This window comes from Mobiluncus mulieris, from assembly GCF_014204735.1.
GTDB classification, from domain to species: Bacteria; Actinomycetota; Actinomycetes; order Actinomycetales; family Actinomycetaceae; genus Mobiluncus; species Mobiluncus mulieris.
In genome coordinates this window covers 1,007,880-1,022,743 of record NZ_JACHMA010000001.1, presented here as the reverse complement: position 1 = coordinate 1,022,743, position 14,864 = coordinate 1,007,880, and the positions used below count along the sequence as shown (strand labels likewise).

The following is a 14,864-nucleotide window of genomic DNA, read 5'->3' as shown; positions in this document are numbered from 1 at the left end:
ATTTATTTCACGTCTTCGAGGTATTTTTGGGCATCGAAGGTGTCTTCGGAGGCGAAACTGGCGGCGATGCGTTGGTCGCGCTCCGAGAATTTGCCGCCTGACAGGCGTGCCACGATTAGAGAGATGGCGCCGTCGCCGGTGACATTGGTGGCGGTGCCGAAGGAATCGAGGGCAATGTAAGAGGCTATCATTAAGCCGACTTGGGCTTCGTTGAATCCTAGCATCGAAGACAGGATTCCGGTGGCGGCCATGATTGCGCCGCCGGGGACGCCGGGGGCGGCAATCATGGTGACTCCCAACATGAAAATAAAGCCGGTGAAGTGTATCGGGTTAAGGGGAATTCCCGAGGTAATCATGATGGCCAGTGCGAAGGCGGTAATTTTAGAGGTCGATCCGGCTAGGTGGATGGTGGCGCACAGTGGTACGGTGAATGATGCCACCGCGTCGGGGACTCCGAGTTTTTTGGCTTGCTTTAGGGTGACGGGGATGGAAGCGGCCGAGGATGACGTGCCGAGTGCGGTCATGTAGGCTGGCAGCATGGTCAACAGGGCTTTGAAGGGGTTTACCCCGTAGGCGAGGCCACCTACCAGGTATTGGGTGACCAGGATGACGACTTCGAGGACGAGCACCAGTACCACGACGGTCAGCAGCACGACGATGACTTTCATAACCGCCCCGGATTTGGTCATGTTAAGGAAGATGCCAAAAATGTGCAGTGGCAGCAGGGGAATGATGACTCGTTCGATTAGGCGAATGATAATTTTACGGAATTCAACAAAGCCGCGCCGCAGCACCCCGCGGGAAACCAGGGACAGGCCGATGCCCATAATAAAGGACAGTATCAAGGCGCCCATTACGGAGATTACCGCGTCCATGGTGATGGTAAAGAAGGGTGCCAGGTCGGATTTCGAGGGGTCTTGTACTTCGGCTAGGGCACCTTGGTGCAGGAATTTTGGCAGGGTCAGCATGGCGGTTCCGTAGGTGAGGAAACCGGAGTACAGTGTGGAGATATAGGCGATGAGGGCGGTGAGCCCCAGCCATTTAGCGGAGCCTGACCCGAGGTCGGCGATGGCGGGGGTGACCAGGCCGATGATTATCAGGGGGATGCAGAATCCCAGGAATTGGCCGAAGATGGCGTTGAAGGTTACAAAGACGCGCACCAGGGGGACGGGGAAGAACTGGCCACAGATGAGTGCCAGGATGATTGCGATGACAATGGCCAGCAGAATGCCGCCTTTTTTAAATACTTTGGTAATTCCTTGCATGGGGGCTATTAAACCATTAGACGTGGATTTGGGGTAAATCGTCTCACAACTTGGGACAACGGATGGTCGTGTCGGGGGTGTTGTGGTTTTGGCGAGGATTATGGTGGGGCAGAAGCGTTGTGGATGCAACGGTGTCATGTCAAAGAGCTAGACAATTAGGTAAATTATAGCTAAATTCTATCCTTGGGATTTCGACATGACCTGCGATGATACAGTAACCAAAGTCATTATCATGAAATTCGAGGCAGTTTTCTGGCATTTTCGCCTTATTTTGCCTTAAAATGGCACTAAAACTTACCGAAGTTTAAAGACTGGTGGCAAGCGCCAATGTTTGGGGCATCCTTAGGATGCCCCAGTGAAGGGAGGTAACCGTGAAGGAGTCCTGGCTGACGAAACGTCTGGCGGCTTTTGTGCTGGCACCCTGCGTGGCGCTGGCGGGTTTTGCTATCGCCTTGCCGGCTACTTTCTTCCCAGTTGCTGAGAAAGCTAATGCCACCGACCGCGCCGCCACTGACCACAGTGGCCCCATCGGCACCGATAACGACCCCTGGCCCCAATCCTTCCCCCGGGATACTTCGTTGCACCACGAATCGAAACTGAAGAGTGGCCGTATTGCCTTGGTCTTTGATTTTGATGCACGTTACACCTGGGAGTCGATGGGTGGGTACAATTTTGAACAGCGAAATCAGATTAAGCAGTATCTGCAAAATTTGAAGGGTGCCCCGGTTCAAGTGGGGATTTACACCTTCGACCGTTTCGACCGTCCGGATAATGACTATCCGAATGTGGCGTGGGGGAATACTCCAGATTTACCGGCGACTTCCCTGGATAATAAAGAAGGCTTCGACAAAGTAATGAAGAAGCTTGATTCTTTGGACGCCACAGGGGGCACAAAACGGCGTAAACCGGACGCAACGGACAATTTTTCTAACCAAGAACAGGGATTGCAAAAAGTCATTAATGACATGAAGAAATACCGTTATACGGACGTATTCCTGTTCACCACCGGGGTGCCGAACCGGTGTGGGGTAAAGGATGCTGGTTGCAATCCTGATACCATGATTACCGAGGCTGAAAAGGATCAAGACAAGAAGAAGTTTCTTGAAGACTCGGGTGTCGTTAATGTCAAAGATTGGGATAAGTACACGTTTGATCGCAAGGGTGTGGTTGCGGCTGCCTTAAAATCCTATGAATTACAAAAGGGCACGTCCGAATGGCCAGGAGCCAAGTTGCGCTTGATGCATATGAATTTTTACTATGGAGTAAATCCTAAGGAGTGCCCTAATGATCGTGAAAAACGATTGATTGAGTATGCCGGCTACATGCTTGGCAAGAAAATCACATACACTACATCACAAGGCTGCCAGATTACTTTTAACAATGTAAACTTCGATAATGGTGAAACCTTGACCGACCGGTGGATTGCAATCCGGCACTCTGGGCATCTTAACCGCTGGGTTACGGATCGCGATTGGATTAATAAACATCCCAACAAGGATGTAATCATAAAAGCATGTAATGATTGGCATGGTATTGGAGTTAAAACCTTAACTGGAGAGAAAGGATTCTATCTTAAACTTGGCGGTGAGGACGGCAACCAAATGTGTAACCATGTCCGTGATGGTAAATTTGGTCAAACTATTGTTAAATGGTTGAGGAAGACACGCGGCTTGGCCGTAATAAAGGACGTTGTAGATCAAGATTTACACTACATCAAGCCAAATGCTGGTCGACCTATACAAATCGTCAGAAATGACTCCGCTACTTATAACTACATTGCCGGCAGTGACGGAATGGTGGAGGAGGATACTTCTACCGGGTACCCTGTAGCGAAAGTGGTTGTTCCGGAAACTAGTGGAAAGAGCGCGGGACATAAACAAACTGCCACCGAAATACTTACCCCTTTTAAGGGCACAGATAACCAGTTGCACACTGGCAGATGTGTGGGCTGGAGCGTGGGCGAAGAACCCGAGCTTTTCTATCCGCTAAACTATAGTCTGGATGAGTGGGGCTATACGGGATTTCGTTTCACTAATGAACAGCAAGCCAGATATAGCTTGATAAAGTGTGCCATGTATTCCCGTCCTCTGCAAGAAGTGCAAATAGTGAAACGTGCCACCACCGCGAAGGATGATCCGATTGCTACAGTGCTTGGTGGCACCATGGAAAAGCCAGATGGCGGAGCTTCCTATGCGTTTGGATGGAAATGCACCGACCCGCTGGGGCTTAATCCTCAGGAAGTAATTTCTGAAGGTAGTCCCGATAACAAGGGGAATATCCTGACTATCAAGGGCAAGGTGAATAATGTCTACGAGTGGAATCCAATAGGAATCGGTAGGGAAGTTACGGTTCCGGCTGCTTCCGGTGGTAAGCCCACCGCCAAATCCATGCTACCAGTGGGTTCCAGATGCGAAGTCACGGAGAAAATCAGTCTGCCTAGTGGCTACTATCCCAATGACCCAGAAAAAACCCGAGCAAAAGCCAATCAGCTCTTTACCTCGGAAAACCGAGTAACGGGACGCAATTATAAGATTGAGATTCCCGCGAATGCTTCCGAGGAAGTAAAGAAAGACCCGGAGTTAGTTGGACAGACAAAAACCGAAGATACTTCAAAAGGTGACAGTCAAGCGACTGAAAGTCACACTTTCGGTGCCACGATTAATTACCAGGCCGGTAGCACCAGCGAGTCCGGGGTGTCACCAGTTTCTCAGCTGGTGTCCATCACCACCTATAAGTCCAAAAAGGCTGGGATTAAGTTCACCTTGGAATTAACCAATTCGGATGGCGACCAGGCGTTTAATACTCTTAAAGAAGAAGAATTGAATGGAAGGCGCGAAAAGACATTGCCAGTTTACTATAACTGTCGTTTCATGCCTGATTCCAAGAAGCCCTTGGAGCTACCTGAAACCAATCAGGGTTATATTCCCACTCCGGTACAAAGCGGGTGGATATATGTGCCGGTTACAACTGATAAAACAACTAATAGAACCACTGGTGTGGCCTATCTGGGATATCAAGGGGTGAATCTGAAAGATGGCACCTTGCCGAAACAAGATGGGCATGATTTGATGATTCCCACTTGGCCTGTGGGGACGCACTGCCTGTTTGATACTGTTGCGTCAGCTGAAACGGGACAAAGCGAGAGTAAGCCACTGCAACTGCCCGGGTTTTCCAGCGCGAATTCTTATAAATCCACGCTTTGTGGCGCTGATAACGGTTCCCTGAATCAATGTGGAAATAAATTCTTCTGGGTTGGCAGTAATAAAAATCATGAAATTCACTTGACCCAAGATTTCAAGCGCCTGTACGGCAAGCTGCAAGTTACCAAGTTGCTCCAAGGAGCGGCTGAAAAGGAATTCGATGCCAAGAGTCAAGGGGTTGGTCATGGTTACAGGATGGTTTTGGCATGTAAACAAAGCGGAGTGCCTGTCCCCTTGGAAGGCAACAAGAATCCCGGGATGACAGTGTGGCAGGGAAAACCCGTTACTGTAGGAGGTGTTCCAGCACAGGCGGATTGCACTATCACAGAAGACCTAGATAAAACCAAGATAGAAAACGTTGAAATCCACGCTCCTAAACCGCAAACTGTGAGAATAACGGATTTAGCGCAAGCTAATCGTGTTACGGTGACCAATGCGTTAAGTTATAAAAAGCGAACTTTGCGCATTCAATACAACACCGGTTTCGACCGAAATATGACTGCTGATTTAAAGAGTTTAATCAATAATCGAGAGAAAACCCTGACGGTGAACTGTACTGATATGGATGGCAGGGAGGTAAAGTTTAGTGGCGGTTCATCCCTGACCGTGAGCGGGGCATCGGGAACCGCTAGCGTTTCAAATGTTCCTGCCGGATCTAAATGTACGGTGAGTGCTGATACCACCGGTTTCTCCGTGACATCAGGGGGGGGGAAGACCTACACTATTCAAGTCGAGTCGACCCCGGTAGAGGTTTCCATTCCCGACAGCGATGAGGCAAACGCTACGGTTCAAGCAAAATTCTCAACATCCCCAGCGGGAAAGATTTCCATTGCTTCGGCGGTGAAGCAATGGCCAGTATATGATTCCGTGAAGGGCACGCTTGATAACAAGAAATTGCGTGCCGTCATCACCTGCGGAACTAATAAATATTGGGAAAGCGATTTAAACCTGAATAACTCGCTGCTGACTGTGACTCCAGCAGCGGGTGCGACTGCGAAGATTCCCGAAAATACTCAATGCAATCTGGAAGTAAACATCGACGAGTGGCCTGAACAAGTGGAGGTCACCACCGCCATGCGAGGTGGTAATTCCGGTACACAAAGTGGCAGTAAATGGACAACCGGCAAATCCCTTTCCTTCCCCTTTACTTCTCCGGGGAGCACCACCTCAACTACTTTAACGTTGGAACACCGGTTCGCCGAGGAGATGACCCCGGCAACTCTGACTTTGAATGAACCGAGCATGTGGACCAGTGCCGACCCGGGTGAAACGGATGCAAACAAAAGATTCACCGTACCTGTATCGTGGAAAAATGCCCTGGTAGAAGCTAATTCTGGCATCTCTGCCAATGTCAAGTGTGGGTTCGGATCAGATACGTTTAGTTCCCCGCTACGATTTGATAAATCGACTAAAAGCATTACAACGCAGGTACCGAAAGGCTGGAATTGTGGCTTTACCGTTGACCGTGATGCTTTGGGGATATCCGGCACGACTTTACGCCAGGTGACCTGGCAGGTTGGTAGCGGAAATCACGCCACGACCACAGAGGGCTATGAGTATAGCACGACAGGCGGTCAGGGTTCCCCGAACCTACCCAGCGCGTCTAGCCCAAGTACCCCAAGCGTTTCTGGCGAGGCTAGTGCGCCCAAAAAACCGGTAAATATCAGCTGGAAATCACAAAATGGCTTCCAGGCCTTTTTGGATAGAGACTACCGAATGCAGCTAGCCTCTTTCAATGTCAAAAAGAAGGTTGGCGGCGAAGGCGTGGGTGCCATACCGGCTGAATTCCAGTTCCAGATTCACTATTCCTGTACCCTGAACGGAAAACCGATACCCCTGCCGCAACCAGCCGCTATTAATACCCAGCAATTCACCACTACTGAGCCTAATGGAACTGAAGCCTGGGATGCACAAACAGCTTTGAAAGAGACTCTGAAGGATCGCCTACAGGCCATAAGTAGCACTGCTCCCATGTCGCAAAGCATTAATATCGTGCGTTTCCAGCAAGGCGAGTGGCACCCGATTGACGCGCTACCGGCCGGGGCGGTGTGTACCTTGTACGAGGATTCCAAAGCTAAGGTGGGTTCTTCTCGTTTGGATAACTACTGGACGCACACCGGTGGATATCGTGGCCGCGAAAAAGAATTCACTTGCCAGGAATCTTCCCAAGAGTGTTCACTATCTGGCACCACTGCTGACGGGATGAATCAGGTGAAGATAGCTTTGTCCACAGACGTATCGCCGCGAATAAACGCCCACTACAAAGCTGAAAATAATGCCAAAACAAAGGATGGAGTGCCCCACAACCCGCATGTCCCTGAGACCTTGCCTGAAAACTTCTCTGGCACGATGGTGCCGTGGAATAACTACACCTTCAATAAGGCCAAAAACCTGCAGCTGACCATGAAAGTCAAGGGCACCGGCAAGGAACTGGTGGCCGGTAAGACCCTGCAAACTCGCCTCTATTGCAAACCCCCTGCCATGCGTAAACAAGACGGGACACTGGCGGAAACCCAATCTATGAAAGGCCGCAACCCAATTAATATATCACTGGACTTTAAGGTAGAAAAGCCCAATTTTGAAAGTGCCGGAGCATCCCCGAATGCCAGCGGTAAGGCTCAGATACAAAACACCAGCACCGACCAAGAATACGTCTTAACGGCTACCAGTGGCCTAAGGCTGCCGGTGAACTATAAGTGCGTGATTGCGCAAAAGAATTTCCCTCTGGGGGATGGCGTACTCAACACCGTGATTACACCTGGAACGGACAGTGTCACCATGGCGAAAACAACATTTGACACAGTCAACCCGCCAGTGTCTGGAAGCAATATCGCTACCGAGGAACAGCTCAAAGAATTCTATACCACTATGGGAGGAGCTGATTTGGACTCCCCGTATGTGCGCGAATATGAAGATGACGGTTACTATAAAGATTCCCAAGCTGAAGGAAATAAACCCCAGAAAACCGTGGATCCAAACGTATTCCAGGGGATGGACGAAAACTTCATTGCCGGCTTCCAAATGCCCGCGCAGCTGGCCGAGGATAAGACGGTCAGTTTTACCTTGACCAACACGATTCAACGTCAGGGTGTGAACCTCACTGCCAGCCATAAGCTGGTAGATGCGGTCAGCGGGTACTACAACTTCGGACAGCTTAACCCGTCTGGTTACAAGTTGGCATACAAGTGTGAAGACAAGTATCTACGCCAAGTGAAGGATAAAGATAAGCCACAGATTTACGAAGGGGAGATTGCCCTGGCTAATGGTGCTAGTGCGGTACCGGTCTTTACCGCCGATGACACCAACACAGCGGTCGCTTTCGTGCCGGCCACTTCCAGCTGTCAATTCAGATTAAAGAATGCCGGGGCAGATCCGCTGGCAGACAATACCGCCATCCAGCTGGTAACCACCGTGAAAGCCGAGCACGACATCAAGCTTGACGATCGTTTCAATAACGGTAAGCGTGCCCCCGGAAAAACCCCGGAAGCCCTTAAGATTGGCAACTTAGTTGTGGACAATGAGGAACATCCACGAAACCCGGTTTTGTTCGAGAAGAACCCGAATTCGAATCCAAATTCTCCAGGCAGCCAAAGCGCGGGCACCGGTGGTGGAAGCACTGGGCCAACGAGTGGCAGCAACACCGCTCCATTGCAGGCACAGCTTAACTTTGAAACCTGGTATTTCACCGGGCAACAGAAATACTCTGTGATGACTTACGCCTATGGCACCCAACACGACACGGCGATACCTGCGAATACTAGTTTTGGCTACAACTATAAATGTACGCCTCCCAAAGGATTCCCAGCAGCAACCTTTAGCGAGCTGAACGGCAATTTCTCCCAGACTTTGAACCAGCAGGAAAGTCTGGGTAGAAACAACACAGATAACATCAAGGTAGTTCCAGAAGGTACTATTTGTCAGGTGAATGGTACCTGGAAAGATTCCCAGCTTCCGTATTTGAAGGTTGTTACCAGCCGGGTGAAGAATACTCCAGAAATATGGAAGAAAGTTCCTGGTAGTGACCAGTTGCAACCGGATTTCAGTATGTCCGGCTTGGAGTGGAATTTGATTGCTCACAAGGAAAAACCGAATTTTTCAGTTACCCTCGATAAGGACAACCCTGATGGGGTGATTGTTCACACCGTATATCGCAACGGCGCTGAGGTTTATGTGCGGCGGGTAGATAAGCCTGCCACGTCAAGTGCTGTGAATACTGTTACAGGTGCTAAATTTGACCTGTGTATAGCAGATCAAAATAGCTGTCTCAAGAGTGATTCCAACTCAACCTTGGCGAGTGCCAGTTGGCTTAAATTTGAACCAGTTCCCGATAATCCTGGGGTGTACAAGGCTATCCTGGCACCGGGGACATATTGGTTGGGTACCACCGACACCGGGAAAGGCAACCAGACCGAGCTGCTGTGGCAACGCTATAAGTTCGAGGTAAAGGTTACCAAGGATAATGCCTGTACCAATACCGATACCTTCGTGGAATTGGCTCCCGAAACCAAGCACAGCGGACTGGTGGATTTGCAGCAACGCCAGCTGGAAAACACCCCCACCGCTGCTGGTACTGGCACCACAACGCCCGCATCCGGCACCGGCGCTGGCACCAATCCAGCAACACCGGGCAGCACCTCGACAAATCCCGCGAGTCCTTCGACCCCAACCACCCCGAGTTCCGGAACCGCATCCGGCACTGCTGCTCCACCAGAGAACCAATGCCTCGTCAATGCGGCACTGGGATTCACCAAGTGGGATGTAGATGTAGCGGATATCCGCTTCGGGGATTTGCCACTGACCGGCGGACGGATGCCGTGGCTGCTCGGAGCAGCCGGCACGATGCTGGCCGGAGCCGTGGCGCTGATGATACGAAACCGGAGGCGCGATGTAAACAATGCCTGACCACTACCTGTGGGGACGACCAGCTCCAATCCTGTAGCCCCACCACCAAAAACATAGCAAGGAAACACAAACACTAGCGTAAGGAAAATAAAATGGGACACCAAAAAATACGCAGCCTCAGGGTTCTCGCCCTGGGTCTCAGCCTCGCCCTAGCCATGATAGGCCTCTTCACCTGGGCACCCCTCGGCCACGCCGCCCCCAGCACAGACACCGTAGTAGATAAGAACAAAGATGGCTCCATTACCGTACATTCGGTTGTTGGAGATACCGGCGTAGTAGCCGATGGCAAAGAAAACACAAGCCTCACGAATGAAAAGCTCCAAGGTTCTACATTCAAGCTCACCAAACATGCGGGTGTTGATGTAAGTACATTGGATGGCATGACTGCAGCTTCTAAAGTTACGTTAAAAACTTTCTCAGAGGATAGCAGCTTTAGCGCTCAGACCGGTTCTACCGATAATCAGGGCGTACATAAATTCCAAAACCTAAAGCCAGGTGTATACAAGCTCGAGCAAATCAAGGCTCCCAAGGGCAAGCAGCTGGCAGCTCCGGCGATTGTGGTGCTGCCACTAACTAATCCCGAAGGCACCGGTTTCATGTACGACATTCACGTGTACCCGAAAAACGCAGCTATTGGTTCCATCAAAAAAGTAAGCACTACCCCAGAAGGAACACTACTCAAAGAAGGTGCCCAGATGACCTTCAAGATTACCGTTCCTGTCCCGAAGCATGACAATGACAAAAAGAAGTTTACCGAATTTACCGTAACCGATAAGCCTGTGTCCGGTCTTACAATGACGGCAGATAGTATTACCGAGGTCAAATTCGGTAGTGCTGTTCTGACTAAAACTACCGACTACACTGTGAGTATGGTGGACACCAAGAATGTCAAAGTGACGCTGACTGATAACGGATTAAATACCTTGAGTGCTGATTCAACATCCACTGAGCTCACCGTAAATGTGCAAGGCAAAATTACCGGTATTGCAAGTGCTTCGAATGTGACCGTAAAAAACTCGGCTTCTTATACCTATAAACTTGCTGATGGTACTAATAATGGTTCCGACGGCGATGAAACTAGTGGTGATGATGATTCAAATACAGTATTTGGGTACATCAAGATTAAGAACACTGACGACGGTTCTACTGCTTTGACAGGCGGTGCATTTACTGTTGGTAAATGTAATGCTGCTGGTACAGACATTGTGTCTGGAGATGGGAATGTGGTGAAAACTGGAGCAACTACTTCGGATGACAAGATTGGTCCAATAGGGCCTCTCACTGGTGCAAAGCTTTGTGTGAAACAAACTAAAGCTCCCGATACTTACGCATTGAATTCCTCAGCCACGGCGGTTGATTTTGGTGCGGAGCAGATTAAAAATGCAACTTCCACTAACCCCATGGAAATTACTGTAACCAACACCAAGGCCAGTGATTTCCTCAGTAAGCTGCCATTGACCGGTGGACCGGGCGTGATTGCGTTCCTGGTGGGGGGAGCCTTACTGCTGATTGCAGCGGTCGCCACCATGGTGCGTAAACGCCGCCAAGATCAAGAATAAACCGCCACAAACCTAAGGAGCCAAAACATGAAACAGTGGGGACGGTGGCTGGCAGTAATCGCTGCCTGTGCGCTAGTGACTGTGGCTAATCCCTTCGGGGCGGAAGCCAGCGACACGCTGCCCGCCATCGCTCCCGCTGGCTCCACCCACGGACCCATCACCGGGGATGGAGACTCGAAAACAATTCTGAAAAAAGGTGCTCCCACAGGCTCGGGAACCCTGACTGTCCAGTTGTATCAAGGCAACCTCTATGACGATGTCAAAGCGCCCAACTCTGTGGGAGTAAAAATTAAGGTAGCAAAGGTGAAGGGTGTCACCTTGACGGATAGCGCCTCATGGAGCGACATCAAAAACCTGAGCATAGCCCAAGCCACCCAGAAAGGACTCGAGACACCCACCACCGCCACCACCGATAATAACGGCAAAGTCAAGTTCGAAAACCTGGCGGTGGGACTATACCTGGTCAGCCCGCAAGAAACCAATACCAGCTTCCACCCCTTCCTGGTCACCATGCCTGTGGCCGACCAGAACGGCTGGAACTTCAGCCTAAAACTGTACCCTAAACCCGTGAGCGCACCCGCGAGGCCAACCCCGAAACCCACCAAAACCAAACCGGCGGTAAACCCGAAACCGACCGTCACCCCGAAACCCACCAAAACGGGCGAAACTGTGGCAACTACACACCCCACCGCGCCCGCGCACCCCAAACCCACGCACACCGAAAGCTCGGGTTCGTACCCCTACTATATCCCAGAAGATTCCTCCCCCAGCCCCACGGCAAAACCCAGTAATCCCACCACGGAGGCCACTAAGTCAGACGGCAACAGAAGCGAGTCTACCGGCGACGAATCAGCCGACAAATCAGCAGAACCAAAAGACACCCCGAAGGCCGAAAAAAACGGCGCCCCGCCCAACAACGGCGCCTCGCCCAACACGGAACAACCCCCCGTCGGCGGCGTATGGATGCGCGCCCCCAACGGCGACATGATACTGGTAGCCCCCAACGGCGAGATTATCGCGCGGCTGCCCGCCACCGGGGTTATCGCCACCCAAATCGGGGGAGCCGCCCTGGTACTGCTGGCACTAGGTATGGCCATCCTGGCGTGGGCACGGCGTCGCGCCAAGCGAGAAAACGATGCCAGCCAAACCTAAACACCAAAGCCGACCCAAGGCACAACGAAAAAGCTCCCGAATCGTTCCCCTGCTGTTGGCTTTGGCCGGGATAGCCCTGCTGCTGTACCCCGTGTTTGCCACCCAATGGAACAACTATCGGCAAAACCAGATTACAACCTATTACGCCCAACAAGTCCAAGAACCCCAACGGATTGAAGCCCTCGAAGAATCCCTGGCCGCCGCGCGGCGTTATAACGAAAACACCCCCGGCGCCCCAATCCTCGACCCGTGGCTGGCACGGGTATCCCAAAACAACAACCCCTACCAGGCGTATTTGGCACAACTGAATGTCCTCGACCAGATGGGTCAGCTGCTAATCCCGAAAATCAACGTAAACCTGCCGATATACCACGGCACCGAAACCCAAACCCTGGAACGCGGCATCGGACACCTCTATGGATCCTCGCTGCCGGTAGGTGGCCCGGGAACCCACGCTGTACTCACCGGGCACACCGGCCTGACCACCGCCACCCTGCTCGACCATTTGGACCAGCTGCAAGTTGGCGACGCGTTCTATCTCAACGTCGCGGGGCAGCGCATGAAATACGTCATCAACTCGACCATTGTGGTCGAGCCCTCCGAAGTGGAAACCCTGCGAGCCCAAGCCGGTAAAGACCTGGTAACCATCATTACCTGTACCCCTTACGGGATAAACTCCCATCGTTTGCTGGTCACCGGTGAACGTGCCCCCCTGGACGACCCCGCCGAAGCCCAATTCACGCCGGGATTCATGCTGACCTGGTCGCTGTGGATGATAATCGCGATGGCCGCCGCCGGGATAATGCTGGTGCTGCTGCTGTGGTGGCTGCGACGCGGCTCCGGGCGCCGCCGCCGCGAACCCGCCAGCAACCCCCCAACCCGGCGCAACCGGGCGCGCGGTAACCGCAAAACTAAGGCTAATTTAGATTCAACTATGGGACAGAAACACGCATAAAGAGAGGCGGCTCTCGCTCCAAACGAAGCGAAAGCGATTTGGTAAAAACGCCAATGTTACCGTACTATGGTTGCTTGGTGCTTGGTCGCTTAAAATCGGTTTCCACCGGGGTCGAGCTGTGCTGGGTGCCAAGAATTTTATCCCTACTATTTGACCCATTGGAGTCACCAACTCAATGACTACTACTGTTCCTACTACTGTTCCTCAGGTTGCGATAAACGATATTGGTTCCACCGAGGACTTGCTCAAAGAAATCGACAAAACCATCAAATACTTCAACGATGGTGATTTAGTTACCGGCACCGTTGTAAAGGTTGACCGCGACGAAGTACTGCTCGACATCGGCTACAAAACCGAAGGTGTCATCCTCTCCCGCGAACTATCCATCAAACACGATGTGGATCCGGACGAGGAAGTCAAAGTTGGTGACGAAATCGAGGCGCTGGTTCTGCAAAAAGAAGACAAAGAGGGGCGCCTCCTGCTGTCCAAGAAACGCGCCCAGTACGAACGCGCCTGGGGCGACGTCGAAAAAATCAAAGAAGCCGACGGCGTGGTTACCGGCACCGTTATCGAAGTTGTCAAAGGCGGCCTGATTCTAGACATCGGGCTGCGCGGCTTCCTGCCGGCTTCACTGGTGGAAATGCGTCGCGTGCGCGACCTGGCACCCTATATTGGCCGCCAGCTAGAAACCAAGATTATTGAACTGGACAAGAACCGCAACAATGTGGTGCTGTCCCGCCGGGCTTTCCTGGAACAAACCCAGTCCGAAGTCCGCACCACCTTCCTGTCAACCCTGCAAAAGGGTCAAGTACGCACCGGCGTGGTTTCCTCTATCGTCAACTTTGGGGCTTTCGTCGACCTGGGTGGGGTCGACGGCCTGGTGCACGTCTCGGAACTGTCCTGGAAGCACATCGACCACCCCTCCGAGGTGGTACAGGTCGGCCAGGAAGTCACCGTCGAGGTCTTGGACGTGGACTTCGACCGCGAACGCGTGTCCCTGTCCCTCAAAGCCACCCAAGAGGATCCGTGGCAGACCTTCGCCCGCACCCACAAAATCGGCCAGATTGTTCCCGGCAAGGTCACCAAACTGGTGCCCTTCGGGGTATTCGTCCGCGTCGAGGACGGTATCGAAGGCCTGGTGCACGTCTCTGAACTGGCCACCCGCCACATCGAGGTGCCCGAACAGGTCGCCAAGATTGGTGACGAAATCTTCGTCAAAGTTATCGACATCGACTTGGAGCGCCGCCGCATTTCGCTGTCGCTCAAGCAAGCTAACGAAGGCGTGGACGTGAGTTCCGACGACTTCGATCCTTCGTTGTACGGTATGCCCGCCGAATACGACGCGGAAGGCAACTACAAGTACCCCGAAGGCTTCGACCCGGAAACCAACGAATGGATGGAAGGCTACGAGGAACAGCGCGCCGCGTGGGAGTCCTCTTACGCCCAAGCCCAGGCTCGTTTCGAAGCCCACAAGGAACAGGTCGCCAAGAACCTGGAAGCCGATAAAGAAGCCGCCATCGCCGCAGGCGAAGCCGAATCCACGTCTTACTCTTCCGCTACGGAAGAAGACGCGACTCATGAAGGCACCCTCGCCGACGACGCCGCCCTCGCAGCTTTGCGCGACAAACTTGCGGAAGACAAGTAAAGTCGCCCGGTGGCATGAGGCGCCATTTCGGATGGCACCTCATGGCACGGCATAAAACCTAATCGCAAATCGGGGCGGGAACCACAAGTTCCCGCCCCTTTTTCAGGATTTTTCCATCAATGTGCTCTATCCTGAAAAGGCGGCAGGGCGCAAACCCAAAAACCGCCCCGCCGACAGCCACCCCCA

General features: G+C 52.2%; 6 protein-coding genes. 5 read left to right on the top strand and 1 reads right to left on the bottom strand.

Annotated elements, in window-relative coordinates; genetic code table 11:
• Nucleotides 1–2: 2 nt before the first annotated feature.
• Nucleotides 3–1,265 carry a dicarboxylate/amino acid:cation symporter gene (locus tag F4555_RS04620; protein WP_004015052.1) on the bottom strand — a complete coding sequence of 421 codons (1,263 nt, stop codon included), beginning with the start codon at nt 1,263–1,265 and terminating at the stop codon, nt 3–5.
• A gap of 371 nt (nt 1,266–1,636) precedes the next feature.
• Here F4555_RS04620 and F4555_RS04615 point away from each other — a divergent pair, with 371 nt between their 5' ends.
• The 5 genes from F4555_RS04615 (at nt 1,637) to rpsA (ending at nt 14,678) form a co-directional block, all read left to right on the top strand.
• Entirely contained in the window at nt 1,637–9,367 is a 7,731-nt protein-coding gene (locus tag F4555_RS04615; protein ID WP_115326033.1) for a DUF5979 domain-containing protein, read from the top strand.
• A gap of 92 nt (nt 9,368–9,459) precedes the next feature.
• Complete coding sequence (locus F4555_RS04610) at nt 9,460–10,926, top strand: SpaH/EbpB family LPXTG-anchored major pilin (protein WP_115326034.1); 1,467 nt, start codon at nt 9,460–9,462, stop codon at nt 10,924–10,926.
• Between the two features lie 27 nt (nt 10,927–10,953).
• On the top strand, nt 10,954–12,078 hold the full coding sequence (locus F4555_RS04605) for a pilin N-terminal domain-containing protein (protein ID WP_115326035.1): 1,125 nt from the start codon (nt 10,954–10,956) through the stop codon (nt 12,076–12,078).
• On the top strand, nt 12,062–13,033 hold the full coding sequence (locus F4555_RS04600) for a class C sortase (RefSeq protein WP_115326036.1): 972 nt from the start codon (nt 12,062–12,064) through the stop codon (nt 13,031–13,033). The genes F4555_RS04605 and F4555_RS04600 overlap by 17 nt, the downstream gene beginning before the upstream one ends.
• Nucleotides 13,034–13,208: 175 nt before the next feature.
• Nucleotides 13,209–14,678, top strand: a complete 1,470-nt coding sequence (gene rpsA / locus F4555_RS04595) for a 30S ribosomal protein S1 (protein ID WP_004012345.1) — start codon at nt 13,209–13,211, stop codon at nt 14,676–14,678.
• Nucleotides 14,679–14,864: the final 186 nt, after the last annotated feature.

Bases quoted from the DNA above. Each gene is read 5' to 3' on its own strand.
- F4555_RS04600 (WP_115326036.1), top strand. From the start codon at position 12,062: ATGCCAGCCAAACCTAAACACCAAAGCCGACCCAAGGCACAACGAAAA.
- F4555_RS04620 (WP_004015052.1), bottom strand. From the start codon at position 1,265: ATGCAAGGAATTACCAAAGTATTTAAAAAAGGCGGCATTCTGCTGGCC.
- F4555_RS04605 (WP_115326035.1), top strand. From the start codon at position 10,954: ATGAAACAGTGGGGACGGTGGCTGGCAGTAATCGCTGCCTGTGCGCTA.
- rpsA (WP_004012345.1), top strand. From the start codon at position 13,209: ATGACTACTACTGTTCCTACTACTGTTCCTCAGGTTGCGATAAACGAT.
- F4555_RS04610 (WP_115326034.1), top strand. From the start codon at position 9,460: ATGGGACACCAAAAAATACGCAGCCTCAGGGTTCTCGCCCTGGGTCTC.